The sequence below is a fragment of the Micromonospora halophytica genome, from assembly GCF_900090245.1.
GTDB lineage: Bacteria > Actinomycetota > Actinomycetes > Mycobacteriales > Micromonosporaceae > Micromonospora > Micromonospora halophytica.
Genome location: NZ_FMDN01000007.1, coordinates 185,377 through 211,087 on the forward strand (window position 1 = coordinate 185,377; position 25,711 = coordinate 211,087).

Annotated in this window: 17 protein-coding genes, 2 pseudogenes and 1 riboswitch; of the genes and pseudogenes, 9 read left to right on the forward strand and 10 right to left on the reverse strand. The window is 75.7% G+C overall.

What is annotated here, in order from left to right; translation table 11 throughout:
• Nucleotides 1-28: 28 nt before the first annotated feature.
• Nucleotides 29-4,777: pseudogene (locus tag GA0070560_RS13035) on the forward strand (Lhr family helicase); the annotation flags it as partial.
• Between the two features lie 69 nt (nucleotides 4,778-4,846).
• Here the strand turns inward: GA0070560_RS13035 and GA0070560_RS13040 are convergent.
• Complete coding sequence (locus GA0070560_RS13040) at nucleotides 4,847-5,389, reverse strand: hypothetical protein (RefSeq protein WP_091295541.1); 543 nt, start codon at nucleotides 5,387-5,389, stop codon at nucleotides 4,847-4,849.
• A 100-nt stretch (nucleotides 5,390-5,489) separates the two neighbouring features.
• Here GA0070560_RS13040 and GA0070560_RS13045 point away from each other — a divergent pair, with 100 nt between their 5' ends.
• The 4 genes from GA0070560_RS13045 to GA0070560_RS13060 all read left to right on the forward strand — a co-directional run bounded on the left by GA0070560_RS13045 (nucleotide 5,490) and on the right by GA0070560_RS13060 (nucleotide 11,331).
• Entirely contained in the window at nucleotides 5,490-6,281 is a 792-nt protein-coding gene (locus GA0070560_RS13045) for an SAM hydrolase/SAM-dependent halogenase family protein (protein WP_091295544.1), read from the forward strand.
• A gap of 76 nt (nucleotides 6,282-6,357) precedes the next feature.
• Nucleotides 6,358-6,600: a CPCC family cysteine-rich protein gene (locus GA0070560_RS13050; protein WP_211565821.1), complete on the forward strand. Its 243-nt coding sequence runs from the start codon at nucleotides 6,358-6,360 to the stop codon at nucleotides 6,598-6,600.
• 141 nt (nucleotides 6,601-6,741) lie between these two features.
• Nucleotides 6,742-7,545, forward strand: a complete 804-nt coding sequence (locus GA0070560_RS13055) for a zinc finger domain-containing protein (protein ID WP_091295551.1) — start codon at nucleotides 6,742-6,744, stop codon at nucleotides 7,543-7,545.
• Nucleotides 7,546-7,728: 183 nt separating this feature from the next.
• Nucleotides 7,729-11,331: a hypothetical protein gene (locus GA0070560_RS13060; protein WP_091295554.1), complete on the forward strand. Its 3,603-nt coding sequence runs from the start codon at nucleotides 7,729-7,731 to the stop codon at nucleotides 11,329-11,331.
• A 13-nt stretch (nucleotides 11,332-11,344) separates the two neighbouring features.
• Here the strand turns inward: GA0070560_RS13060 and pspM are convergent, their stop codons facing one another.
• The 7 genes from pspM to GA0070560_RS13095 form a co-directional block, all read right to left on the reverse strand.
• The gene (pspM, locus tag GA0070560_RS13065; protein WP_091295557.1) at nucleotides 11,345-12,130 is read right to left on the reverse strand and encodes a phage shock envelope stress response protein PspM; all 786 of its coding nucleotides are present in this window, start codon (nucleotides 12,128-12,130) and stop codon (nucleotides 11,345-11,347) included.
• Between the two features lie 23 nt (nucleotides 12,131-12,153).
• Nucleotides 12,154-13,029: a PspA/IM30 family protein gene (locus tag GA0070560_RS13070; RefSeq protein WP_091295560.1), complete on the reverse strand. Its 876-nt coding sequence runs from the start codon at nucleotides 13,027-13,029 to the stop codon at nucleotides 12,154-12,156.
• A gap of 193 nt (nucleotides 13,030-13,222) precedes the next feature.
• On the reverse strand, nucleotides 13,223-13,654 hold the full coding sequence (locus tag GA0070560_RS13075; RefSeq protein ID WP_091295562.1) for a helix-turn-helix domain-containing protein: 432 nt from the start codon (nucleotides 13,652-13,654) through the stop codon (nucleotides 13,223-13,225).
• A gap of 163 nt (nucleotides 13,655-13,817) precedes the next feature.
• Nucleotides 13,818-14,381, reverse strand: coding sequence for a CinA family protein (locus GA0070560_RS13080; protein WP_091295567.1), 564 nt, complete (start codon nucleotides 14,379-14,381; stop codon nucleotides 13,818-13,820).
• 100 nt (nucleotides 14,382-14,481) lie between these two features.
• Nucleotides 14,482-15,069 (reverse strand): CDP-diacylglycerol--glycerol-3-phosphate 3-phosphatidyltransferase, encoded by a 588-nt coding sequence (gene pgsA, locus GA0070560_RS13085; RefSeq protein WP_091295571.1) that lies wholly within the window; start codon nucleotides 15,067-15,069, stop codon nucleotides 14,482-14,484.
• 77 nt (nucleotides 15,070-15,146) lie between these two features.
• Entirely contained in the window at nucleotides 15,147-16,649 is a 1,503-nt protein-coding gene (gene rimO / locus GA0070560_RS13090; protein ID WP_091295574.1) for a 30S ribosomal protein S12 methylthiotransferase RimO, read from the reverse strand.
• A 107-nt stretch (nucleotides 16,650-16,756) separates the two neighbouring features.
• A complete protein-coding gene (locus GA0070560_RS13095; RefSeq protein ID WP_091295780.1) occupies nucleotides 16,757-17,680 on the reverse strand; it encodes an ornithine cyclodeaminase family protein in 924 nt (307 codons plus the stop codon).
• A gap of 92 nt (nucleotides 17,681-17,772) precedes the next feature.
• Nucleotides 17,773-17,835, forward strand: a riboswitch (guanidine-III (ykkC-III) riboswitch).
• Between the two features lie 58 nt (nucleotides 17,836-17,893).
• On the opposite strand from GA0070560_RS13095, the gene sugE reads away from it, so the two are divergent.
• Together sugE and GA0070560_RS13105 are read left to right on the forward strand one after the other, a co-directional pair.
• Entirely contained in the window at nucleotides 17,894-18,208 is a 315-nt protein-coding gene (gene sugE, locus GA0070560_RS13100; protein WP_091295782.1) for a quaternary ammonium compound efflux SMR transporter SugE, read from the forward strand.
• Nucleotides 18,209-18,882: 674 nt separating this feature from the next.
• Complete coding sequence (locus GA0070560_RS13105; protein ID WP_091295577.1) at nucleotides 18,883-19,125, forward strand: hypothetical protein; 243 nt, start codon at nucleotides 18,883-18,885, stop codon at nucleotides 19,123-19,125.
• 84 nt (nucleotides 19,126-19,209) lie between these two features.
• Here GA0070560_RS13105 and GA0070560_RS13110 read toward each other — a convergent pair whose 3' ends face one another.
• A complete protein-coding gene (locus tag GA0070560_RS13110; RefSeq protein WP_091295581.1) occupies nucleotides 19,210-21,663 on the reverse strand; it encodes an FtsK/SpoIIIE family DNA translocase in 2,454 nt (817 codons plus the stop codon).
• A 114-nt stretch (nucleotides 21,664-21,777) separates the two neighbouring features.
• Here GA0070560_RS13110 and GA0070560_RS13115 point away from each other — a divergent pair, with 114 nt between their 5' ends.
• Together GA0070560_RS13115 and GA0070560_RS13120 are read left to right on the forward strand one after the other, a co-directional pair.
• Nucleotides 21,778-22,254: a type III secretion system chaperone family protein gene (locus GA0070560_RS13115; RefSeq protein WP_091295584.1), complete on the forward strand. Its 477-nt coding sequence runs from the start codon at nucleotides 21,778-21,780 to the stop codon at nucleotides 22,252-22,254.
• Nucleotides 22,226-23,855: pseudogene (locus tag GA0070560_RS13120) on the forward strand (YbjN domain-containing protein); the annotation flags it as partial. The gene GA0070560_RS13115 and the pseudogene GA0070560_RS13120, both read left to right, overlap by 29 nt.
• A gap of 140 nt (nucleotides 23,856-23,995) precedes the next feature.
• Here the strand turns inward: GA0070560_RS13120 and GA0070560_RS13125 are convergent.
• On the reverse strand, nucleotides 23,996-25,573 hold the full coding sequence (locus GA0070560_RS13125; protein ID WP_091295588.1) for a S1 family peptidase: 1,578 nt from the start codon (nucleotides 25,571-25,573) through the stop codon (nucleotides 23,996-23,998).
• Nucleotides 25,574-25,711: the final 138 nt, after the last annotated feature.

The window sequence follows — 25,711 nt, forward strand, 5'->3', positions numbered from 1 at the left end:
CGTGACCGAGCAGGTGGACGGGGTGGGGCCCGCTGCGCTGGCCGACTTCGGGCCGGCGACCCGGGAGTGGTTCCGCGCCGCCTTCGCCGCGCCCACCGCCGCCCAGACCGGTGCCTGGCGGTCGGTGGCTGCCGGGCGCAACGCGCTGGTCGTCGCCCCGACCGGCTCCGGCAAGACCCTCGCCGCCTTCCTCTGGTCACTGGACCGGCTGGCCAAGGAGCCGCCGCTGGCCGAGGCGCGGCAGCGCTGCCGGGTGCTCTACGTCAGCCCGCTCAAGGCGCTCGCGGTCGACGTCGAGCGCAACCTGCGTGCCCCGCTGGCCGGGATCCGGCAGGCCGCCACCCGGCTGGGCGTCGCACCGCCGGAGATCACCGTCGGCATGCGCACCGGCGACACCCCCGCCGACGAGCGCCGCGCCTTCGCCCGTACCCCGCCGGACATCCTCATCACCACCCCCGAATCGCTGTTCCTGCTGCTGACCTCCGCCGCCCGGGACTCCCTGCGCGGCGTCGAGACGGTGATCGTCGACGAGGTGCACGCGGTCGCCGGCACCAAACGCGGCGCCCACCTGGCACTCTCCCTGGAACGCCTCGACGAGCTGCTGGAGCGCCCCGCGCAGCGGATCGGGCTCTCCGCCACGGTCCGGCCGATCGACGCCTGCGCCCGCTTCCTCGGCGGGGCCCGCCCGGTCGACGTGGTGCAGCCGGCCACCCCCAAGACCATCGAGGTGAGCGTCCAGGTCCCGGTGGAGGACATGACCCGCCTCGACGAGCAGGAGCCACCCGAGGACGACCTCGGCGGCCCCGGCCCGCGCCGCGCCTCGATCTGGCCGGCCGTCGAGGAGCGGGTCTTCGCGCTGGTCCGGGCGCACCGGTCGACCATCGTCTTCACCAACTCGCGGCGCAGCGCCGAGCGGCTCTGTGCCCGCCTCAACGAGCTGGCCGCCGAGGAGCTGGCCGCCGCCGCGAGCCGGCCCGACGGCCTGCCCTCGACCGGGCTCACCGCCCGGGGCGGCCGGCCGGTGGGCGTACCCGACGGGTCGCTACCGGGCGGAGAGCCGGCGGACGGCGACGGCGGCCCGGCGGGCGGCGCGGCCGGCACCACGCACGGCGGCCCGGCGAAAGCTGCCGGAGACGCACCGGCCGGCGGGGCGGACGCGTGGGGCGGACCGACCGGGCCGGTACGGGTCAACCGGCCACCCGCCGAGGTGATGGCGCAGTCCGGCGCGGCCACCGGCGCCACCCCGGTGATCGCCCGGGCGCACCACGGCAGCGTCTCCCGGGAGGAACGCAAGCACATCGAGGAGGCGCTCAAGTCCGGCCAGCTCCCCGCCGTGGTCGCCACCTCCAGCCTGGAACTCGGCATCGACATGGGCGCGGTCGACCTGGTGGTGCAGATCGAGGCGCCGCCCAGCGTCGCCGCCGGCCTGCAACGCGTCGGCCGGGCCGGGCACCAGGTCGGCGCGGTCTCCCGGGGCGTGGTCTTCCCCAGGCACCGGGGCGACCTGCTCCCCTGCACGGTCGTCGCCGAGCGGATGGCCACCGGTGCCATCGAGGAGCTGCACTACCCCCGCAACCCGCTCGACGTGCTGGCGCAGCAGGTCGTCGCGATGGTGGCCCTGGAGCCCTGGCGGGTCGGTGACCTCGCGGTGCTGGTCCGCCGGGCGGCGCCCTTCGCCGAGCTGCCCGACTCGGCGTTGCACGCCGTGCTCGACATGCTCTCCGGGCGCTACCCGTCGACCGCCTTCGCCGAACTGCGGCCCCGGCTGGTCTGGGACCGCGCCACCGACCTGCTCACCGGTCGGCCCGGCGCCCAGCGTCTCGCCGTGACCAGCGGCGGCACCATCCCCGACCGAGGGCTCTTCGGGGTCTTCCTGGCCGGCGCGGAACGCGCCGCCCGGGTCGGCGAGCTGGACGAGGAGATGGTCTACGAGTCCCGCGTCGGCGACGTCTTCCTGCTCGGCTCCTCCTCCTGGCGGATCGAGGAGATCACCCCCGACCGGGTGCTGGTCTCCCCCGCCCCCGGCCAGGCCGCCCGGATGCCGTTCTGGAAGGGCGACCAGCTCGGCCGCCCGGTCGAGCTGGGCCGGGCCATCGGCGCCCGGGTCCGCGCCCTGCTGCGCCAGGGCGACGACGAGGCGGTCGCCGCGCTGCGCGCCGGCGGGCTCGACGACTGGGCGGCCGGCAACCTGATGGCGTACCTGCGGGAGCAGCGGGCCGCCACCCGGTCCCTGCCCGACGACCGCACCGTGGTGGTGGAACGGTTCCGCGACGAGCTGGGCGACTGGCGGCTCGCCGTGCACAGCGTCCTCGGCGCCCGGGTGAACGGGCCGTGGGCGCTGGCCATCGGCCGTCGGCTCGCCGAGCGGTACGGGGTGGACGCTCAGGTCATGCCCGCCGACGACGGGATCGTGGTCCGGCTGCCCGACACCGCCGACGCCCCGCCCGGCGCGGACGTGGTGGTCTTCGAACCGGACGAGATCGCCCAGCTCGTCGAGGAGTCGGTCGGCGCCTCCGCGCTGTTCGCGTCCCGGTTCCGCGAGTGCGCGGCCCGGTCGCTGCTGCTGCCCCGCCGCGACCCGCGTCGTCGCCAGCCACTGTGGCAGCAGCGCCAGCGCGCCGCCCAACTGCTCGACGTCGCCCGCGAGTACGCCGACTTCCCGGTCACCCTGGAGGCTGCCCGGGAGTGCCTGCAGGACGTCTTCGATCAGCCGGCCCTGGCCGCCCTGATGCGTGACCTCGCCGCCCGCAGGGTGCGCCTGGTCGAGGTGGAGACCGACCGGCCGTCGCCGTTCGCCCGCTCGCTGCTCTTCGGGTACGTCGGCGCGTTCCTCTACGAGGGCGACGCCCCCCTCGCGGAGCGGCGGGCCGCCGCCCTGGCGCTGGACTCGGCCCTGCTCGGCGAGCTGCTCGGCCGGGTGGACCTGCGTGAACTGCTCGACCCGGCGGTGCTCACCGAGACCGAACGGCAGCTGCGCTGGCGCACCAAGCAGCGCCGCCCCCGCGACGCCGAGGACGTGGTCGAGCTGCTCCGGGTGGTCGGCGACCTCTCCGAGGCGGAGCTGGCCGAGCGGGGTGTGCCGATCAGCTGGCTGACCGAGCTGGCGGCGGCCCGACGGGCGCTGCGGGTCCGCATCGCCGGCGAGGAGCGCTGGGTCGGCGTCGAGGACGCCGCCCGGCTGCGCGACGCGCTCGGCGTGGCGCTGCCGGTCGGGGTCGCCGAGGCGTACCTGGCGCCGGTGGCCGACCCGCTCGGCGACCTGGTCGCCCGGTACGCCCGCACCCACGGCCCGTTCGCCGCGACGACCTGCGCCGCCCGCCTCGGCCTCGGCGTCTTCGTGGTGGAGCAGGCGCTGCGCCGGCTCGCCGCCACCGGGCGGGTCGTCTCCGGCGAGTTCGCCCCGGACACCGTCGGCATCCAGTGGTGCGACGCGGAGGTGCTGCGGCTGCTGCGCCGCCGCTCCCTGGCCGCGCTGCGCCGGGAGATCGAGCCGGTCCCCTCGCGGGCCCTGGCGGCGTTCCTGCCCCGCTGGCAGCAGGTCGGCTCCTCGGCCCGGGGCGTGGAGGCGCTCGCCGCCGCCGTCGAGCAACTGCAGGGGGCGGCGGTGCCGGCGTCCGCACTGGAACGCCTCGTCCTGCCCGCCCGGGTCGCCGACTACTCCCCCGCCCAGCTCGACGAGCTCTGCGCCAGCGGCGAGGTGCTCTGGGCCGGCTCCGGGGCGATCTCCGGCGGGGACGGCTGGGTCACCCTGGCGTACGCGGACGCCGCGCCGCTGCTGCTGCCCCCGCCGGACGAGGCGTTGAGCCTCACCCCGCTGCACGAGTCGGTGCTCGACGCGCTCGCCGACGGGCAGGCGCTGTTCTTCCGTTCGCTGTCCGACCGGGTGGGTGCCACCGACGACGCCGCGTTGACCGCCGTCGTGTGGGACCTGGTCTGGGCCGGTCACCTCACCAACGACACGCTCGCCCCGCTGCGGGCGGTGCTCGGTGCGGGCGGGGCGCACCGGTCCCGGCCGTCCGCCCCGCGTACCCGCTACCGCCGTCCCGGCCGGGTCGCGCTGCCCAGCCGCACCGGCCCGCCCACGGTCGCCGGCCGTTGGTCCCGGCTGCCCGAACGCGACCTCGATCCGACCCGCCGGGCCGCCGCTGTGGCCGACCTGCTGCTGGAACGGCACGGGGTGGTGACCCGGGGCGCGGTCATGGCGGAGCAGGTGACCGGCGGGTTCGCCGCGGTCTACCCGGTGCTCTCCGCGCTGGAGGAGCGGGGCGCGGCCCGGCGGGGCTACTTCGTCGAAGGGCTGGGCGCGGCCCAGTTCGCGGTGCCCGGGGCGGTGGACCGGATCCGCGCGCTCGCCGACCCCGCTGACGGGGCACGGGGGCGGGGCGGCCCGACCCTGGTGCTCGCCGCGACCGACCCGGCCAACCCGTACGGGGCGGCGCTGCCCTGGCCGGAGCGGGTGGTCGACTCCGGCGACGGGGCGGTGCCGGCGACCGGGCACCGGGCCGGGCGCAAGGCCGGCGCGCTGGTGGTGCTGGTCGACGGCGACCTGGTGCTCTACGTCGAACGGGGTGGGCGGACCATCCTCTCCTTCACCGACGACACCGACGCGCTCGCCGCCGCCGGCAAGGCGCTGGCCGACGCGGTGCATTCCGGGGCGCTCGGCGCGATGTCGGTGGAGCGGGCCGACGGCGAGGCGGTACAGGCGTCGCCGCTGCGCGACGCGCTCACCGCCGCGGGCTTCCGGGCCACTCCGCGCGGGCTGCGGCTGCGTGGCTGAGCCGCCCCGGCCCACCCCGTCCGGCCGGGTTCCGGCCCGCCCGATCCGGCCGTGTCCGGCCGGCGGTGCTCAGCCGAGCGTGGCGAGGGTGTCGTTGTAGCGCTTCCGCTCCGCCTCGCTCGTCTTCGTGCCGAGGTAGCTCAACACCACCGCACCCCTGCGGTACGCGTCGGCGCCCCAGATGTCGGTCTGGTTGGTGGCGTTGGCCTCGGTGGGGAAGACGTACACCTTGACGGCGTCGGTGACCAGCAGCTCGGCGCAGCCGGTGCCGGCGCCGTCGGGTCCACAGTCGACCGTCCGGTTGCGCAGGTTCGTCACCTTCAGGCCGGCGGCCTTGAAGGCGTCGACCACCTTGCGGGCGGCGGGGGTGCCGGCGGCCTTCGTCGGCATGGTGAAGGGCGGGGTCGACGGGCTCTCCGACGGGGTCCGGGGCGCGCTCGGCGGGGCCTCCTGCGGCGCCTCGGGCGGGGCGGCCTCGGCGGTGGCGGCGGGCTTCGGGGACCCGTCGGCCCACGAGGGGTCCCCGGGTTCGGGGTCGTCACCGCAGGCGGAGAGCCCGAGGGCGATGAGGAGCGTCGCGACAACCGGAAGGACACGAGGGCGTTTCGTCACCCCGGCAGTCTGCCGCAACGGCGCGGCGGCCCGTCACCGTCCGGTCGGGCCGACGGCGTTCGCCGGAAAGCGCGACCGGTGCTCCGGCTAGCCTTCCGGCATGACCCCGACCGCCTGGATCTCGCTGACCACCGACTACGGTCTCGCCGACGGGTTCGTGGCCGCCTGCCACGGCGTGATCGGCCGGCTCGCCCCGGCGGTACGGGTGATCGACGTGACCCACCTGGTGCCGCCGGCCGACGTCCGCCGGGGCGCGGCGGTGCTCGCCCAGACCGTGCCGTCCCTGCCGTACGGGGTGCACGTCGGGGTGGTCGATCCCGGTGTGGGCACGGCACGGCGCGGTGTCGCCCTGGTCACCCCGGGCGGGTTGCTGGTCGGGCCGGACAACGGCCTGCTGCTGCCGGCCGCCACCGCGCTGGGCGGGGTTACCGCGTCGGTGGAGCTGGCCAACCCGGCCTGGCTGTCCCCGGAGGTGTCCCGCACCTTCCACGGCCGGGACGTGTTCGCCCCGGTGGCCGCCCGGCTCGCCCTGGGCGGGTCGCCGGCCGAGGCGGGGCCGGCCGTCGACCCGGCGACCCTGGTACGCCTGCCGGAGCCGGTGGTCCGCCGGGAGCCCGGCGGGTTCGTGGCCGAGGTGCTCACCGTCGACCACTTCGGCAACGTGCAACTCGCCGCCGGAGCCGACCTGCACGACGCGCTGCCCGCCCGGCCGCGCGTCGCGGGCCACCCCGCGGTACGCGGGCGCACCTTCGGTGACGCGCCCGACGGCGCGCTGGTGGTGCTCGTGGACTCCGCCGGCCGGCTGGCGGTGGCGGTGAACGGCGGGCGCGCGGCGGACCTGCTCGGCGTCGCCCCGGGGGACCTCGTCCGGGTGACCGGAGCGGACGGCTGAGCGTCTCCCCCCGGGCGACGACGGACGGCCGTACCGGCCCCTGCCGCCACCTGATCCGATGTGGAATGCTGCTCCGGTGGGTGAGCTCTGGGTTCCCGTCGCCTGTCCCTGCTGCGCGTCCCGGACCGGCGGCGGCACCTGCCCGGTCTGCTTCTGGACCGACGACGGCCAGGGTGACACCGACGCCGACGAGGTGCGCGGCGGCCCGAACGGCGACCTGAGCCTGACCCACGCCCGGCTGAACTTCGCCGTGTACGGCGCGAGCCACCCCCGCTACCAGGACACGGTCCGCCCGCCCCGCCCCGACGAGCGCCCCTGACCGCTCCGGCCGCCGCCCCGAGCCCGACGCCCGGAGCGGCGCCCCGCAGCCGTTGATGCTGGCGCGTTTGTCGCCTTTTCGGGAAGAAGGGCACAAATAGCGACAGATGCGGATTCCACCCGGACGAGGGAGAATGGTGGGGTGCCCGAAGGCGACACCGTCTGGAACACCGCCCGCGTCCTGCACCGCGCGCTGGCCGGCACCCGGCTCACCGGCAGCGACTTCCGGGTGCCGCAGCTCGCCGCCACCGACCTGACCGGCTGGACGGTCCGCGAGTCCGCCAGCCGGGGCAAGCACCTGCTGCTGCGGCTGGCCGCGCCGACGGACCATCCGGGGGCCGCGCACTGGACGCTGCACTCGCACCTGCGGATGGACGGCGCCTGGCGGGCGTACGGCCCGGGTGAGCGGTGGTCCGCGCGACCCGCGCACCTGATCCGGGTGGTGCTGCGCGGCACCGGCGTGGTCGCCGTCGGCTACCACCTGCACGAGCTGACCCTGCTGCCCACGGCACAGGAGGAGACGCTGGTCGGGCAGCTCGGCCCGGACCTGCTCGGCGACGACTGGGACCCGGCCGAGGCGGTCCGCCGGCTCGCCGCGCACCCGGACGCCACCATCGGCGAGGCCCTGCTGGAGCAGCGCAACCTGGCCGGGGTGGGCAACCTCTACAAGTGCGAGGTGCTCTTCCTGCGTGGACTGTCCCCGTGGACACCGGTGGGCGCGGTGCCCGACCTGGCCGGCACGGTGACCCTGGCGCAGAAGCTGCTCGCCGCCAACCGGGGCCGGTGGACGCAGAGCACCACCGGCTCGCTGCACCGCGGGCAGACCAGTTACGTGTACGGCCGTCGGGCGCAGCCCTGCCGGCGCTGCGGCACCGCCATCCGCAAGGAGGAGTTGGGCGAGCGGGTCACCTACTGGTGCCCACGCTGCCAGCCCGGACGGTCCTGACACCCGGCCGTCCGTGGAACTTCCACGAACCGGCAAGTTACCGCCGAGACACGGACGAACAGGTACTTCCCTCCCCGGGCTCCGGCGTCGCATGCTGCGGTGGACCGCTCACCGAACGTCAGCGGCGGGTACGGCCACCACGCCGGGGTGGCGGACGTACCCGCCCCGATCCCGGGGAGAGCCATGGCCCTGTTCCGCATGTTCCGGCCGGGCTGGGCCGGCCGTGCCGTCCGGACCGCCGCGCCGCAGCACACACCGACCGTGCCCACCGCCCGCACCGCCGAGCAGCAGAGCGCCCCGGCCAGCCTGGACCCCGCCGCCGTGCCCCGCTGCTTCGGCGCGGTGCCGAACTTCGCGTACAGCCCGCTGCCGGTGCTCGACGCCGACGGGCGGGTGGTGCCGGGCACCGGCATCCGCAAGTTCGTCGACGCGCTGCCGTTGCCCGGCGCAGCGGGCCGCAACGGGCTGGGCGCGCACCTGCCCGTCGCGGTGCCGGACACCGTCACCCACCCCGGCTGCGACTACTACGAGATCGGGCTGCGCGAGTACCGCCAGCGACTGCACCGCGACCTGCCCACCACCCGGCTGCGCGGCTACCGCCAGCTCAACCTCGGCACCGACCCGGACGGGCACAACACCGTGGCCCCGCCGGAGCGGCCGTACCACCTGGGACCGATGATCGTCGCCCGGCGGGGCCGGCCGGTCCGGATCAAGTTCATCAACCAACTCCCCACCGGCCGGGCCGGCGAACTCTTCCTGCCCGTCGACCCCAGCCTGGACGGGGCCGGCACCGGGCCGCTGGACGGCCCTGCCCCGTACCCGCAGAACCGGGCCGTGCTGCACCTGGCCGGGGCGCAGACCGGCTGGATCAGCGCCGGGAACCCGTGGCAGTGGGTGGCCCCGGCGGGCGAGATCACCCCGTATCCGACCGGGCCGGGGCTGGCCCACGTGCCGGACATGCCGCACCCGGGGGCCGGAGCCACCACGCTGCACTTCCCGAACGAGCAGAGCGGCCGGCTGATGTGGCTGCACGACAACACCCTCGGCCTGTCCCGGCTGACCGTCTACTCCGGGCAGCTCGCGCTCTACCTGCTCACCGACCCGGCCGAGGAACCGCTGGTGGCCGACGGGGTGCTCCCCGCCGACCAGCTCCCGCTGGTGATCCAGGACAAGACCTTCGTCCCCGACGACGCCCAGCTCGCCGCGCAGGACCCGACCTGGGACCGGGACCGGTGGGGCGCCCGGGGCGACCTGTGGCACCCGCACGTCTACCAGCCCCGGCAGGACCCGTACCGGGAGTCGGGGCGCAACCCCACCGGCCGCTGGGACTACGGCCCGTGGGCGGGCGACGGTGGGGACGGGGTCGCGACGGGCCCGGTGCCCAACCCGCACCACGACCCGGTCGCCGCGCCGGAGGAGCCGCCGCAGGCGCCGGGGGTGCCGCACCCGGGCGCAGTGCCCGAGGCGTACGGGGACACCCCGCTGGTCAACGGCGTCGCGTACCCGTACCTGACGGTGGCACCGAAGGCGTACCGGTTCCGGATCCTCAACGCCTGCGCCGACCGCAGCCTCAACCTCGCGCTCTACCGGGCCCGCTCGGACGCTCCGATGTGGCACCCCGACGGCTCCCTGGCCGACGCCGGCGCCGGCGAGGTGCCGATGGTGGAGGCGGTGCGCGCCCCCGGACGGCCGGCGGACTGGCCCGTCGACGGCCGCGAGGGCGGCGTGCCCGACCCCCGGGCCGCCGGCCCCCGCATGATCCAGGTCGGCAACGAGTGCGGGCTGCTGCCCGCACCGGTGGTGGTGCCGAACCGCCCGGTCGGCTACCGGTACGACCGGCGCGACCCGACAGTGCTCAACGTGGACACCCACGCACTGCTGCTCGCCCCCGGCGAACGGGCCGACGTGGTGGTCGACTTCTCCACCGTCCCGCCCGGCGGCACCCTGATCCTCTACAACGACGCCCCGGCCCCGCTGCCCTGCTTCGACCCCCGCTACGACCAGCACAGCGACGCCCCGGACCGCACGGCGGAGGGCGGGCCCCCCGGCACCCGGCCCGGGTACGGCCCGAACACCCGCACCCTGCTCCAGTTCCGGGTGGCCGGCGCCCCGGCCGCCCCGTACGACCTGGCCCGGCTGACCGCGCGCCTGCCCGGGGCGTACGCGGCCAGCCAACGGCCGCCGATCGTGCCGCAGCCCGAGTACGACGCCGCCTTCGGCACCCGTACCGCCCGGCGGACCGTGGTGCCGGCACACGCCGTCACGGTCAGCTTCACCCCGGCCGGGGCGACCACCCCGGTGACCCTGCCGATCGAGGTGAAGACCGTCGGGCAGGTCTTCGAGCCCGGTCACGGACGGCAGGCCGGCCGGCTCGGCGTCGTCCACCCGTACGCCGGCCCGCTCGGCGCGACAGCGCTGCCGCTCGGCCCGACCGACCCGGCGACCGAGGTCGTCGTCGCCGCCGAACCGGCCGCCGCGTCCGGCCCGACGACCGACGGCACCCAGCTCTGGCGGATCAGCGGCGGCGGCCGGCAGACCCACGCCGTGCACGTCGGCGGCTGCGACGTGCAGGTGGTCAACCGGGTCGGCCGGGACGGCACGGTCCGCCGGCCCGGCCCCGGCGAGCTGGGCTGGAAGGAGACCGTCCGGGTGAACCCCGGCGAGGACGTGGTGGTGGCGCTGCGCCCGGTGGTGCCCCCGCTGCCGTTCAAGATCGGCGACAGCCTCCGGCTGCTCGACCCCACCCGACCGGCCGGGGCGCGGGTCGGCTCCACCCCGGTCAGCCCGCTCGACGGGCGCCCCGCCGCCGTGGTGAACCAACTGGTCAACCTCGGCTGGGAGTACCGCTGGTCCAGCGCCGCCGTCGGCCTGCGCGACCTGGGCATGAGCCGGCCACTGGTGCTGCGGGTCTCCCCCAAGGCGCCGACCGGGTTGACCGCGACCCCGGCGCCCGGCTCGGCGACCGCGCTGCCGGCGATCGCGCTGGCCTGGACCGGCAACGGCAGCCGCCCGCCGGCGACCAGCCACCTGCTGCAACGCGCCACCGACGGGGCCTTCACCGAAGGGCTCACCACGCTCACCGTGGCCGCCACCGCCACCCGGTACACCGACGCCACGGTCACCCCCGGCGTGAGCTACCACTACCGGATCCGGGCGGAGAACGCGGCGAGCTGCTCGGCCTGGTCGAACAGCGTCCCCGCGTCGGTGGGGCTGGCCGCGCCGAGCGGGGTGTCCGCGGCGGTGCCCCCGGCCGCACCGCTGCGGATCGCGCTGCGCTGGACCAACCGCTCCTTCGCCACCGGGATCGACGTGCAGCGGGCCACCAACCCGACCTTCACCAGCGGCCCGGGCACCACGGCGATCGGGGTGGCGGAGAACCACCTCGACGCGGCGGTCGCCCCCGACACCACGTACTACTACCGGGTCCGCACCACGTACCTCGGCGCGGCGTCACCGTGGTCGACGGTGGCGACGGTGATCACCCCGCCCGTCCCCGGAACCCCGACCCGGGTGACCGCCACCGTGACCGCCCCGGCCCCGGACACCGCCACGGTGGTGCTGAACTGGGCGTCGAGCACCCCGAACGGGCCGGGGGCGGGCTGCACCGTGCAGCGGGCCGTCGACCCGGCCTTCAGCCGACAGGTCGCCACCTTCACCGTCACCGGCCGGGGCTTCACCAACACCGGGCTGGCCCGGGGCGTGACGTACCACTACCGGATCCGCTCGTTCAACGTGGTGGGGAACTCCCCCTGGACCGGACCGCTCCCGGTGACCACCCCGCGGTGATGACCCCGGGCGCTCAGCGGGTGGGGGCGCGCAGCGGGTCGCCGACGGCGCGCAGCTCGGCCAGGGCCGAGGCCACCCCGTGCAGCAGGTCGGTTGCCTCCGCCAGCCGGGAGGCGGCCGGGTGCTCGGTGCTCGGCCGGGCGTCCTCGGCGACGTAACCGGCCGCGGCCGCCACCAGCGCCTCGTACGCGGCCACCCCGCTCTCCAGCTGGCCGGCCAGGGCGCGCTGCGCCTCGGCCAGCCGGGGCCGGGCCTCCGGCGGGGCGACCTTCAGGGCGCGATCCACGCTGGCCACCCGCTCGGCGAGGTCCCGCAGGGAGCGGTCGGCCGCGGCGGCCTCCAGCACCGCCGGCCCGGCGAGCCCGGTGAGCCGGGGCGCCATCCCGGCGAGGGTCAGCGCGGCCCGGTCCAGCCGGGCCCACGGCGCCGCGGCGGTGGTGCCGCGCAGCGCGAGCCGGGAGCGCAGCCGCCGGGCCTCGGCGAGCACGCCGGGACCGACGGGGAGCCGTTCGACGGCGGCGACGAGCCGGGCCCGGGAACGGGCGGCGGCCTCGGCCGGGTCGAGGGCGGGTGGGGCGGGACGGGCCGCGAGGGCCCGCAGATCGACCCAGCGCCACGCGGCCAGCGCCACCGCGCCGCCCGCGCCGGCCGCCCAGGCCGCGTCGGGCAGCCCGATCCCGGCGTACGGGGTCAGCACGGCCGCCGCGCCACCGAGCCCACCGGCCAGGACGCTCCACCGTCGGGCGGAACGCCGCAGCCGGCGCAGCCGGCGGAAGTGTCGCGCTCGCTCGTCCGCCACCGCAACCTCCTCGTGACCGCCGCTCAGCCGGCGGCGCTGGTGTCGCCCGTGCCGCGCTCGCGGCTCATGCTGGCCCGGATCTCGTCGAGCCGGGCGGCGGCGGCCGGGTCGGCCGCCGGCTCGGCCGGCTGCGCCTGCTGCTGCACGCTCGGGCGTTCCTGCTGGCCGGTGAGCTGCTCGCCGGCCATGCTGGACCGAATCTGCTCCAGCCGGGAGGACCCGGCGGCGTCCAGCGTCGACTTCTGGATCTCCAGCATCCGCCCCTCGACGGAGTTGCCGGCCAGTTCGGCCCGGCCCATCGCGGTGGCGTAGCGCCGCTCGATGCGGTCGCGCACCTCGTCCAGCGTGGGCACGTTGCCGGGGGCGGTGATCGCCGACATCGACTCCAGCGAGCGGGCCACGCTCTCCTGCATCTTGGCCTGCTCCAGCTGGCTGAGCAGCTTGGTGCGCTCGGCGAGCTTCTGCTGGAGGATCATCGAGTTGTTCTCCACCGCGCGGCGGGCCTGGGCGGCGGCGCCGAGCGCCTGGTCGTGCAGGGTCTTCAGGTCCTCGGTGGCCTGCTCGGCGGAGACCAGCTGGGTGGCGAGCACCTGAGCGGTCTGCTCGTAGCGGCCGGCCTCGGCCTCGTCCCCCCGGGCCCGGGCCTGGTCGGCGAGGACGAGCGCCTGGCGGGCGTTGGCCTGGAGGCGTTCGACCTCGGACATCTGCCGGGAGAGCTTCATCTCCAGTTGCCGCTGGTTGCCGATCACCGCGGCGGCCTGCTGGACCAGCGCCTGGTGCTGGCGCTGCGCCTCCTCGACGGCCTGCTGGATCTGCACCTTCGGGTCGGCGTGCTCGTCGATCTTGGCACCGAAGAGCGCCATCAGGTAGTGCCAGCCCTTGACGAACGGGTTCGCCATCTCCGCGGTATCCCCTCAGTAGCGTCGCTGCGCCTCGGCCCGTGCCGGACGGGGCCGACCCACCGCCGCGCGGCGTGTCCCCATCGTCGCAGCCGTGCGCCAGCGGGACATCCGTGCCGCGGGAGAGCGCCACGCGGCCCACGATCAACCCTACGCGGCACGGGCGAACCCGGCCACGCGACGCGAAGAGCCGTCAGGCGGCGCAGACCACGTCCCGGTCCGAGGGACGGACCCGGGTGCTGCGCAGGGTGGCCTTGAGCGGCGAATCCTGACGGACCTGGACGGCGACCTTTCCGTCCGAGGTGACCTGCCGGACACCCCGGTTGGTGGCCTTGCGCACCGGGGCGGTGGCCGGCTCGTCCTGCACCGGCACGAGCACACCCGGCATCTGCTCGGCGAGGGCGACGGTGTCGCTCACCTCACGCAGCAGCTCGGACAGGCGGGCGCCGAGCGCGTCGCAGATCGCGGCCAGCAGCTCGCTGGAGGGCTCCTTCTGGCCGCGCTCGATCTCGGACAGGTAGCCGAGGCTGACGTTCGCGGCGGTGGAGACCTCGCGCAGGGTGCGGTGCTGACCCTGCCGGCGCGCCCGCAGTGCGTCGCCAATCACGCGGCGGAGCAGGACCATCGCACCTCCCCCTGACGGGAACACCTCTCGCCCGGGCGTGCGCCCGCGCCGCGCGCGGTCCCCCGCGCCGACGCCGACGTCGCGCGCCGGAGCCTTCCCGCAACCGTACCCGTTGACCGGCCCCGCGACATCCCACCCCGGCGGTCAAATCCGTTCACGCGGCTCACCGCCGGCCGGCCGGAGTGGACGCGCCGTCGCCCTCGACGGCCGGCCCGGTGGGGTCGCCGGCGTCCTGGATCTGCTCGGTGAGCAGCCGCAACGCCTCGATCACCGCGGCGGCGCGGATGTGGTCCCGGCCCCCGTCGAGGTCGAACCGGCGGACGGCCGGCCCGGTCGGCCCGACCGCCGCGACGTAGACCAGCCCGACGGGCTTGCCGTCCTGCGGCTCCGGCCCGGCCACCCCGGTGGTGGCCAGCCCCCAGTCGGCCCCGCAGCGCCGCCGCCCGCCCTCGGCGAGGGCGACTGCCACGTCCGGGTCGACCGGCCCGCGTTCGGCCAGCAGGTCCTCCGGTACGCCGGCCAACCGCGACTTCAGCTCGGTGGCGTAGGTGACCAGGCCGCCCCGGTAGATCCCGCTCACCCCGGCGATCTCCACGATCGCGGCGGAGAGCAGCCCACCGGTCAGGGACTCGACGGTGGCCAGGGTCTCGTGCCGCTCGTGCAGCCGGTGCACCACACCCGCCGCCGGATTTCCGGCGGGCCGCTCGTGCTTCGCATCCGTCGCCATGGCAACCCTCCCTTCCCCCTGTCCCGTCACCTACTCATCCTCCGCCGTGATCCGGCGGTGCGGATGTCGACGCCCCGACCCGCGCGGGCCCGAGCGGAGGTCAACGGGCCGGGCGGCGCAGGCGCACCGCCTGGGCGACGTAGTCGAAGCCGGTCACCACGGTGACGAGCACGGCGGCGGCCATGATCCACGGGCCGACCACGGCGAGGGCGGCCGGCATCGGCCACAGGTACCAGGTGATCGCCAGGATCTGCAACGCGGTCTTCACCTTGCCGCCTCGGCTGGCCGCGATCACCCCGTGCCGGATCACCCAGAAACGCAGCGCGGTGATGCCCAGTTCGCGGGCGAGGATCACCGCCGTCACCCACCAGGGCAGCCGGTCGTACCAGGAGAGCAGCAGCAGAGCGGCACCGGTGAGCGCCTTGTCCGCGATCGGGTCGGCCACCTTGCCGACCGAGGTGACCAGGCCGAAACGGCGGGCGATCCACCCGTCGACCAGATCGGTCACCGAGGCGACCACGAAGATCAGGCAGGCGGCCGTACGCCAGCCGGCATGGCTCATCCCCGAGACGACCACCGAGCCGGCGAAGACCGGCACCAGCAGCAGCCGCAGCAGGGTCAACCCGTTCGCCGCGTTGAGCACCGGCACCCGGGCGACCACCGGCGCCGACTCCGTCGCCCCGGTCACCGCCGCACCCCGCTCCGGCCGCCGTGGCGTACCTGGCACCGCACCACGTGGCTCCCCCGCTCCCTCCGGGCCCGCCGTCACCGTTCCGCGCCGGGCGCCGCCGAGATCATCTCATCCGGCACGGCCACCAGGTCGACGCCCTCGGTCGCGGTCACCGTGGCCCGGACCAGGTCGCCGGGGCGCAGCGCGGCCAGGTCGACCCCGCCGCCCTCGGGAGCGACCAGCGTGGTGGAGCCGTCGACCTCGGGGGCCTGGTGGGCGGCCCGCCCCTCGACGACACCGTCGACGACCGAGTCGACGAGCACCTCGACGCGGGAGCCGAGCCGCTCCTCGGCCCGCTGCGAACAGAGCTCGTCGGCGAGCGCGGCGAGCCTGTCGTAGCGGCGCTTCACCGTGGCGGCGGAGACCTTGCCGGGCAGCCCGGCGGCCTCGGTGCCGTCCTCGTCGCTGTAGTCGAAGACGCCGATGGCGTCGAGCCGCGCCTCGGTCAGGAAGCGGACCAGTTCGTCGTAGTCGGCGCGGGTCTCGCCCGGGAAGCCGACGATGAAGTTGCTCCGCGCACCGGCCTCGGGAGCCAGGGCCCGGGCGCTCGCCAGCAGCTCCAGGAACCGGTCGGTGGAGCCGAATCGGCGCATCCGACGCAGCACCGGCTCGCTGGAGTGCTGGAACGACAGGTCGAAGTAGGGGGCCACACCCGCCGTGGTGGCGATCGCCTCGACCAGGCCCGGCCGGGTCTCGGCGGGCTGGAGGTAGCTGGCCCGCACCCGGACGATGCCGTCGATCGCGGCGAGCTGCGGCAGCAGCTTCTCCAGGGCACGCGGGTCGCCCAGGTCCTTGCCGTACGAGGTGGAGTTCTCGCTGACCAGCACCAGCTCCCGTACGCCGGTCTCGGCCAGCCACTCCGCCTCGGCGAGCAGCTCGTCGGGCGTACGCGAGACGAAGGCGCCGCGGAAGGCGGGGATGGCGCAGAACGCGCAGCGCCGGTCGCAGCCGCTGGCCAGCTTCAGCGAGGCGACCGGGCCGGTGTCGAGCCGGCGGCGCAGCACCGGCCGCAGGTGCGCGGGGGTGTGCTCGTCGGTCTCCACCGCGCTGCGGACACCGGTGCCGTGGCCGGGCAGCGAGACGGCCGCCTCCCGCCGCTTGACCGGGGTGAGCGGCAGCAGCTCGCGCCGGTCGCGGGGGACGTGCGCGTCGATCGCCTCACCGGCGACGACCGCGTCCAGCCGGGCGGCGATCTCCGGGTAGTCGTCGAAGCTCAGCACGGCCTGCGCCTCCGGCAGGCTGTCGGCGAGCTCACGGCCGTACCGCTCGGCCATGCAGCCGGCCGCGACCACCTTGGCGCCGGTGTCGGCGGCGGCGAGCAGGGTCTGGATCGAGTCCTGCTTGGCCTTCTCCACGAAGCCGCAGGTGTTGACGACCACCACGTCGGCGCCCTCGCCGTCGGTGGTGACCTGCCAGCCGTCGGCGTGCAGCCGGGCGGCCAACTCCTCCGAGTCGACCTCGTTACGGGCGCAGCCCAGGGTCAGCAGGGCGACGCGGCGGCCGTCGGCGGCTTGCGAAGGGGAGGTGGCAGACACCATCCGAGGGTACCGGGCCGTCCGGCCGGGCCCGGCAACGGCGGGCCGCCCGCATCGGCCGGCTCACATCCGCCGCCCGTCCCGAGTCGGCCGGGCCCGACCGCCGGCGGTCAGACCGCCGCCGCGCCGAGCAGGACCAGCCGGTCGAGGAGGAAGACCTCCGTCCCGGCCAGGCCGGTGGAGCAGAAGACCGAGATCTGGTCCGCGCCGGTCCGGCCGGGGACCGCCCCGGCGAGCACCGCGCCCAGGTCGCGCAGCCGTCCCGCGTACGGCTCGACGGCGGCGAGCATCGGCGGGGAGTACGCGCCCGCCTGGGCCGGGGAGTCGGTGACCAGCACGTCGGCGACGTCCAACAGGTCGGTGCCGAACTCGTGCCGGTCGGTCTGCTTGAAACCCACCGTGCTGACGTGGGTGCCCGGGGCGAGGTCGGCGGCGTCGAGCACCGGCGTGACGCTGGTGGTGGCGAGCACCACCATGTCCCGATCGGCGACGGCCTCCCGGGCCGTGTCGACCGCGCGGGCCGGCACGCCCAGCTCGGCGTGGACCCGGGCGGCGAACGCGGCACGGCGGGCCGCCGAGCGGCTGTGCACGGTCACCTCGCGCAGCGGGCGTACCGCCGCGGTGGCCCAGACCTGCGTCCACGCCTGGCGGCCGGAGCCGACCACGCCGAGGGTGGCCGCGTCGGGGCGGGCGAGGGCGTCGACGGCCACCCCGCCCAGCCCTCCGGTACGCCGGGAGCCCAGCTCCTCGCCGACCGCCACCGCCCGCACCGCGCCGGTACGCGCGTCGTGCAGCACCACCAGCTGCGCGGACTCCGGCAGCCCGAAGGTGTCGTACGAGCGGAAGCCGTACCACTCGCCGGTGAGGTGGCCGGCGGTGAGCACCATCCGTCCGCCGCCCAGCGGGGCGGACGCCCGGGGCGGGGCAACGAGCCGGCCGGCGTGAGCGGCCAGCAACGCGTCCCGCATCGCCGCCACGGTGATGCCGGCGTCGAGCGTGGCGGCGACCTCCCGGTCGGAGACAAGCATCGTCATGCGGCCCAGCATGCAACCTGAAGTTGACGTGAACTCAACTGTTGGTGGGAGAGATCACCCTCGGTCCCGCCCCACCGGTGTTAGCGTCGGCCCCGGTGGCTACGGCCGCCCCGGACGAGTGGTGGGCGTACCCGGTCAGGACAAGACGCCCCGCGAACCCGACTCGTCCCGGCCCCTCGTGGCCCGGGGCCCTTCTGCGACGAGGTGATCGCCGTGGCCTGGATCGTGCTGGTGCTCTCCGGACTGCTGGAGACCGCGTGGGCGGTCTCCCTCGACCGCAGCGCCGGCTTCAGCCGCCCGCTCCCCTCGATCATCTTCGTGGTGACGCTGGTGGCGAGCATGGCCGGCCTGGCGTACGCGCTGCGCGAGATCCCGGTCGGCACCGGCTACGCGGTCTGGGTCGGCATCGGCGCGGTCGGCACCGCCCTGGTCGGGATGCTGGCGCTGGGCGAGTCGGCCAGCCTGCCCCGGATCCTCTGCCTGCTGCTGGTGGTCGCCGGCGTGGTCGGGCTGAAGCTCTTCCACTGATTCCCTGCGGGCTACTTCTGCGGACGCCGACCGCCGCTGGTGGCCGGCCCCCAGCCGACCGCCGCTGGTGGCCGGCGCTCAGCCGGCCGCCGGACCCGGAGGCTCCGCCTACCGCCGGGCCCCGCACCACGCCGTGACTCGGCCCACCGCCGGACGCCCGACCGCCGTGACAGGGATCGGCGGGAGCCGTCCGGACGGCCGGCAGGTGAGGGTCCGGGACGCTACGGACCTGATGGCGTAGATGGATCGCAGGGCCGGATCAGGCGACCGAAGCAAGGCGGAGCAGGCGGCCGGTAGCAGGCAGAGCAGGCGGCCGAAGCAAGCGGAGCAGGCGGCCGGTAGCCGAATCAGGCGGCCGACGGTGACGGCCGGCCGATCCAAGTGTTGGATCGGCCCTCTGAGCTGCGCCGCCTGATCCATCTGTGCCATCAAGTCCGTAGCGTCCGGCAGGACATCCCACTCCCGCCGCAGCCGCAGCCACTGCCGCAGCCGCAGCCGCAGCCACTGCCGCAGCCGCTGCCGGGAGCATCGTCGGACGCGGGTGCCGGGCGCGCGGCGTCCGGGGGGCGGCGGGCCGGCGACTGCGCCCTATCCGCCCGGACGCGTACTTCGAGGCCGGAGTGGGTAAGCACGGGCCGACCACAGGACTGCAGGCTCTCATCACGGAGGACGTCATGGCCGACATGCACGCGACCGCCCGCCCGCGCAGCAACGCCGCCCGGATCTGCACGATCCTGGCCTTCGTCTTCGCCGTCGTCGCGATCTTCGTGGCGCCGCTGCTCTTCGGTATCGCCGGCCTGGTGCTCGGCATCGTCGGTGCGGTGCTGGGCGACAAGCCGCTCGGCTGGTACGCGGCCGCCGCCAGCGTCGTCGGCGCGATCATCGGCATGGCCCTCGTGGCCGCCCTGCTCAACTGACGTCCCCACCACCACCGCACGAGGCCCGCCGGAATCCGGCGGGCCTCGTCGCGCCCGGACCCGGGACCGGGAGGGACCGCGCGGTCAGTCCCCGTCGCCGCGCAGGCCGACCAGGACCTCCTCCAGCTCGTCCGGCTTGACCAGCACGTCGCGGGCCTTGGAGCCCTCGGAGGGGCCGACCACGCCCCTGGTCTCCATCAGGTCCATCAGCCGGCCCGCCTTGGCGAAGCCGACCCGCAGCTTGCGCTGGAGCATCGAGGTCGAGCCGAACTGCGAGGTGACCACCAGCTCCACCGCCTGCACCAGCAGGTCCAGGTCGTCGCCGATGTCCTCGTCGATCTTCTTCTTGCTGTCCTGTGCGGGGGCCAGCACGTCTGGGCGGAACTCCGGCTCCCGCTGGTCCTTGCAGAACTTGACCACGTCGGCGATCTCGCGCTCGGTCACCCACGCGCCCTGGATCCGGATCGGCTTCGACGCGCCCATCGGCAGGAAGAGGCCGTCGCCCCGGCCGAGCAGCTTCTCCGCGCCCGGCTGGTCGAGGATGACCCGCGAATCGGCCAGCGACGAGGTGGCGAAGGCGAGCCGGGACGGCACGTTCGCCTTGATCAGGCCGGTGACCACGTCGACCGAGGGGCGCTGGGTGGCCAGCACCAGGTGGATGCCGGCGGCGCGGGCCAGCTGGGTGATCCGGACGACGGAGTCCTCCACGTCGCGGGGGGCCACCATCATCAGGTCGGCCAGCTCGTCCACGATCACCAGCAGGTACGGGTACGGGCGCATCTCCCGCTCGCTGCCCGGCGGAGCCTTGATCTCGCCGCTGCGCACCTTGCGGTTGAAGTCGTCGATGTGCCGGACCCCGTTGGCGGCGAGGTCGTCGTAGCGCATGTCCATCTCGCGCACGACCCACTCCAGCGAGTCGGCCGCCTTCTTCGCGTTGGTGACGATCGGCGTGACCAGGTGCGGGATCCCCTCGTAGCCGGTCATCTCGACCCGCTTCGGGTCGATCAGCAGCAGCCGTACCTCGTCCGGGGTGGCCCGGGTCAGGATCGACACCAACAGCGAGTTGAGGCACGAGGACTTGCCAGCACCCGTCGCGCCGGCGATCAGGATGTGAGGCATCTTCGCGAGGTTGGCCACCACGAAGCCACCCTCGATGTCCTTGCCGAGCGCCACCACCATCGGGTGATGGTCGCTGGTGGCTGCCCGGGAGCGGAGCACGTCACCGAGGGCCACGTTCTCCGGGTCGGTGTTCGGGATCTCCACACCGACCGCGCTCTTGCCCGGGATCGGGCTGAGGATGCGCACGTCCGGGGACTTCACCGCGTACGCGATGTTGCGGGAGAGCTGGGTGATCCGCTCGACCTTGACGCCCGGGCCGAGTTCGACCTCGTACCGGGTGACCGTCGGGCCCCGGGTGAAGCCGGTGACCTCCGCGTCCACCCCGAATTGGTCGAAGACGCCGGTCAGCGCGGCGATCACCTCGTCGTTGGCCCGGCTGCGGGTCTTCGGCGCGGCGCCGCCGCTGAGCATGTTCGCCGGCGGGAGCGTGTAGTCCCCGTCCATCGCGGTGAGCGCGAGCTGCTCGGCCCGGGTCGGCGGCGGCGAGTGCTCCGGCGGCTCGACCGGCTTGCGGCTGGCGGGCACCTTCGCCGGTGGCTTGCGGGGCAGCACCAGGGTGTCCTGGAGGTCCACCGCGTCGGGATCGTCGTCCAGGTCGTCCGGGTCCAGCGGCGGCGGCACGGCCTTCTTCCGCGGCCGCCGGGCCGGCTTCTCGACCACCACCTCGGTCTCGCCGGGGGACGGCGGCGCGACCAGCGTGCCGGCGAGCAGGCCGAGCCGCTCGGGGATCTTGTTGATCGGGGTGGCGGTGACCACCAGCAGACCGAAGACGAGCAGCAGGATCAGCAGCGGCACGGCCACCCAGGCGGTGACCGCCGCCTCCAGCAGGTCGCCGATCCCGGCGCCGATCAGCCCACCCGCGTAGTCGCGCTGCACCGGGTCGACCGGGTCCTGTCCGATGTGCAGCATCGCTGCGGTGGCGACGAGCATCGAGCCCCAGCCCACCAGGCCGCGGCCCCGGTGCTCCGGGTCGGGCGGGGTGCGCATCAGCCGCCAGGCGCCGATCATCAGCAGCACCGGCACCACGATCGCGATCGCGCCGAGGAAGAGGCGCACCGTGTCGGCGAGCCGCGCGCCGAGCGGACCGGCCCCGGAGAACCAGATCCCCACCCCGCTGAGGATGGCCAGACCGAACAGCAGCAGGCCCGCGCCGTCACGGCGGTGCTCCGGGTCCAGGTCGCCCGCGGAGGCGACCTGCCGGCCGGCGCCGCGCACCGCCCAGCCGACGCCGTGCGCCAACCCCATCCACAGTGCACCGATCGCCCGGCCGACGTACGCCGCCGGGGTCGGTCGGGCCGCGGTCCGCCGCCGGGGCGCGGCCTTCGCGGCCTTCTTCGCCGGTTGGCGGGCACGACTGTTCGTGGTCCCGCGCGGCGACGCGCCGCGTCGCCGACTCGCCTGAGAGGTACGGCCCGCCATAGAGTCACCGTAACGGCGTGACCCGGGAGATCGCCGCTTTTCCGGGTCGTGTCCGTGTGTCGCAGCACGGACCGCGCCCACAGACGTGTTATTCGCCTCAGGAAGGGATGCCCGATGGCGTCGCCTGCTTTCGAGGACGGTTCGGACCCCCTGGCCGGACACCCGCAGGCCCTTCGGCCGCTGACCCGCGATCTGGTCGCCGCCGTGCTGGGCAACCGGGGCTACGCCTACTCGACCGACGACGACGGCGACCTGGTGGGCCGCTGGGACGACAACCTGATCTGGTTCCTCCGCCCCGGCGAGGCCGGGGAGCTGCTCCAGGTCCGCACCATGGCGGCCCCGGCCTTCGGCATCGAGTACGTCCCCGCGCTCTACGCCTTCTGCAACTCCTGGAACCACGACCGACTCTGGCCGAAGGCGTTCGTGCACGTCGACGACGACGGGGTGGCCCGGGTCTGCGGCGAGGTCATCACCGACCTGGAACGCGGGGTCACCCCGCACCAGCTCGACCAGCTCATCGACTGCGGCATCTCCACCGGCTGCCAGCTCGCCGCCGCCGTCGGTCGGCTCCCCGGCGGGACGACCCGGTGACCGGCCACGCCGGGGACGCGGACCGCCGGCTGCGGGGCGCCCCGGCGCCCGAGCTGGTGGCGGCGCTGGCCGACGCCCGGGACATGCCGGACGGTGAGGCCCGCTTCGCCGAGCTGGAACGGATCGCCGCCCGGGCCGACGCGCTCGGCGACGCACGGTCCGCACTGGACGCCCGGTTCGCGCTGGTCGAGGCGTACCTGCTGCACGGGGAGCGGTGGCGGCTGACCGAACCGGTGCGCCGCTGCCTCGCCGCCGTCGACCGCTTCCCCGAGCTGCTGGCCGAGCGCCCCGGCGAGGCGGAGCTGCTGCGCCGGCACCAGCGGTACGCGGTCGAGGCGGCGATCGGCACCCCGCGGATCGGCCTGGACACCGCCCGCGCCCTCCTCGACGACCTGGCCCGCCGGGGCGGCGAGACCAGCGGGCTGGTCGCCCAGCTCCGATGCCGGCTCGCCGACCACCTCGGCGACGAGCCGACCGCCCGCCGCTGGCACGACACCTGGGCCGCGGCCGAACCCGACCCGACGGCCGGCTGCCCCGGCTGCCTGCCGGCCCGCCGGGCGGAACTGCTCGCCGGGTGGGGCGACGACGTGGCGGCACGGGAGACGCTGCGTCCGGTCCTCGACGGCGCGGTGGACTGCACCGACCAGCCGGAGCGGGCCCTCGCGGTGGGGCTGCTGCCCTGGTTGCGCGCCGGTGAGACGGAGCGGGCCGGGCAGGCGCACGTCCGGGCGTACCGGCGGCACCGGCGGGAACGGACCGCCTTCGGGTACCTGGCCGTGCACCTGCGCTTCTGCGCTCTGGCCGGGCATCCCGGGCGAGGGCTGGACGTCCTCGCCGAGCAACTGCCCCGGCTGGACCACCCGTACGACGACCTCACCGCGATGGAGTTCGCCGCCGCCGGGGCACTGGTCTGTGCCCTGGCCGCCGAGGCGGGGCTGGGCGGACGGCGGATCCACCGCCCGGCGCACGGGAGCCGTCCGGCGGCCGAGGTGGACGTGGACACCCTCGGCACCGACCTGCTGACCCTCGCCACCGGGCTGGCCGGCAGTTTCGACGCCCGCAACGGCACCGGGCACCAGTCCGGCCGGATCGCCTCGTGGCTGGCCGAGCGGCCGGTCGGCACGCCGGTGCCGCTGCCGGACGACGACGGCGAGCCGGCGGAGGACGACGCGCCCTTCGTGCCGGCGGCCGACGAGCTGGCCCCGCTCAGCCTGTCCATGATCACGTCGGTGCTGGACGGTCGGGGCGACGTCTACGCGGTCGACGCCGGCGGCGTGGTGGTCGGACGCTGGAACGAGGCGGTGATCCAGTTCCGGCAGGTGGGCACGCGTGGGGAGATCCTGCACGCGCGGGTGGTGGCGGCCCGCCGGCTGCCGTCGGCGCGGCTGACCGAGGCGTACGCCTTCTGCAACGCCTGGAACCACGACCGGCTGCTGCCCAAGGCGTACGTGCACGACCTGGGCGGCGGCGAGCTGGTGCTGGCCGGCGACGTCACCACCGACCTGGAGCACGGGGTGGCCCCCGCACAGCTCGGGGTGCTGGTCGACGCGACGGTCGCCACCGGCGTCGCGTACGCCGAGGCGGTCGCCGCCCTGCCCTGACCGGCCGGTGGGCGACGGCCCTCGCGCCGGTCGCCCGGACCGCCGCGGCGGTGTCCGGGCCGGTGACCTCCGGACGCGGTGCGGCCCCCCGGCCACCGGGCGGTGGTGGTCGGGGGGCCGCGGTCCGCGGTGCCGGTGGTTCAGTTCGCGGAGAACGCGAGCGTGTACTCGCCCGAGCCGCTCTGGGCGGTGACCCGGTAGCGGTAGGCCCCGGCGGCGCCGTCGGCCTCCAGCCTGGCGATGCCGTCGACGGTGGCGGCGCGGGCCACGGTGCGGAAGCCGGCACCGGTCCAGCGCTGCAGCTCCAGCACCAGCCGGGCGCCGTCGGGGGCGTCCAGGCAGGCGCTCTGCGCGCCGGCCTCCGTCACGTACCAGCGGCCGTCCGGCTGGACCTGCGAGCGACCGGCGGAGATGGCGCCGGTCCGGCTGACGTCGCCGGTGCAGACCGAGGTCTCCGCGCCGCCGGCCGGCGGGGCGGTCGGGGCGACGGTGGCCGGCGGCGCGGTGGCGTCGCCGCCGGCCGGCGGATCGGCCGGGGCGGACTGGCCGTTCGCGGTGACCAGGGTCAGGTTGTTGCGCTGGAGGATCTCGTTGACCGGCTGGAAGAAGGTCACCCCGCCGACGGTGCAGTCGCCCGACCCGCCGGAGGTGACACCCTGCGCCTGGTCGCCGGAGAGCCACGCGCCGCCCGAGTCACCGGGCTCGGCGCAGACGTTGGTCCGGGTCAGGCCGGTGACCGTCCCCTCCGGGTAGTTCACCGTGGCGTTCCTGGCCTGGATCACGCCGCAGCGGGCACCCGTGGTGGAGCCGGAGCGACAGATCGACGCGCCGACCGGGGCCTCGGTCGAGCCGTTCACCGGCGCGACACCGCCGTTGAAGTCGTTCACCACGCCCTGCGGCGTCCACTGGTTGTTGGTCCGCACGAACGCCCAGTCGTCGCCGGGGAACGAGGACGCGGCGAAGGTGCCCTGGGCGACCCGGTTGGCACCGGTGGTGCGGTCCCCCTGCCGGCCGCAGTGCCCGGCGGTCACAAACCCGCCGACCACGGAGAAGCCGACCGAGCAGCGACCGGCGTCGTTGATGAAGTAGGCGTCGCCGCCGCGCACGTCGAACAGCGGGCGCGGCTGCTCCCGGGACGTGGTGACCCGGACCGCCCCGGCCGGCGCTCCGGACGTCGCGGCGAAGCGGCGGCCGGCCTCCTCGGCGCCGGGCCGGGCGAGCACCACCACCGAGTTGGTGGCAACGTCGACGTACCAGCCGGCGATGTCCGGGGTGGCCTGCCGGCCGGCGGAGTCGAGCCGGCTCTTCACCGCGTCCAGATCGCTCACGCCGCGCCGCACCTGCTTCGGCACCGCGCCGGCCGCCTCGACCTTCGCCGCCTCGGCCGGGTCGGCCACCGCGACGGTCAGCGTCGCGCCGTCGGCGCTCAGCCAGGCGCCGGCGTAGTCGGCGCCGAGTTGGGCGCGGAGCCGGCCGAGGGTGCCGGTGGCCTGCCGCTCGGCGGTCAGCCGCCGCACCGCCTGCTCGCGGCTGAGCCGGAGGTCGCGGCTCATCGCGTCCACCACCTCGGGCGCCACCCCGCCGGTGGTCTTCGCGCCGGCCGGTCCGCCGGCCGGCGGGGTGGCGTTCTCGCCGGCGAACGACGGCAGGGTCACCGCCGCCGTCAAGCCCGCCGCCGCCACCACGACACCGACGGCTGTCATCCTTCTGCGGTCCATCCGCCATGCTCCTCCCGGCCCGCGCCTGGGTGCGCCTGCCGGAACGGAGTACGGAGACGATGGCCGATCGGTTGAAGCCGATCCGGACCTTTCACCTCACCGTGTCCGAGTGATCACGTACCGGACACGACGACGCCG

Coding starts and splice junctions, on each gene's coding strand:
- GA0070560_RS13045 (WP_091295544.1), top strand. CDS start 5,490: ATGACCCCGACCGCCTGGATCTCGCTGACCACCGACTACGGTCTCGCC.
- GA0070560_RS13060 (WP_091295554.1), top strand. CDS start 7,729: ATGGCCCTGTTCCGCATGTTCCGGCCGGGCTGGGCCGGCCGTGCCGTC.
- GA0070560_RS13070 (WP_091295560.1), bottom strand. CDS start 13,029: ATGGCGAACCCGTTCGTCAAGGGCTGGCACTACCTGATGGCGCTCTTC.
- GA0070560_RS13075 (WP_091295562.1), bottom strand. CDS start 13,654: ATGGTCCTGCTCCGCCGCGTGATTGGCGACGCACTGCGGGCGCGCCGG.
- GA0070560_RS13080 (WP_091295567.1), bottom strand. CDS start 14,381: ATGGCGACGGATGCGAAGCACGAGCGGCCCGCCGGAAATCCGGCGGCG.
- rimO (WP_091295574.1), bottom strand. CDS start 16,649: ATGGTGTCTGCCACCTCCCCTTCGCAAGCCGCCGACGGCCGCCGCGTC.
- GA0070560_RS13095 (WP_091295780.1), bottom strand. CDS start 17,680: ATGACGATGCTTGTCTCCGACCGGGAGGTCGCCGCCACGCTCGACGCC.
- GA0070560_RS13105 (WP_091295577.1), top strand. CDS start 18,883: ATGGCCGACATGCACGCGACCGCCCGCCCGCGCAGCAACGCCGCCCGG.
- GA0070560_RS13110 (WP_091295581.1), bottom strand. CDS start 21,663: ATGGCGGGCCGTACCTCTCAGGCGAGTCGGCGACGCGGCGCGTCGCCG.
- GA0070560_RS13115 (WP_091295584.1), top strand. CDS start 21,778: ATGGCGTCGCCTGCTTTCGAGGACGGTTCGGACCCCCTGGCCGGACAC.
- GA0070560_RS13125 (WP_091295588.1), bottom strand. CDS start 25,573: ATGGACCGCAGAAGGATGACAGCCGTCGGTGTCGTGGTGGCGGCGGCG.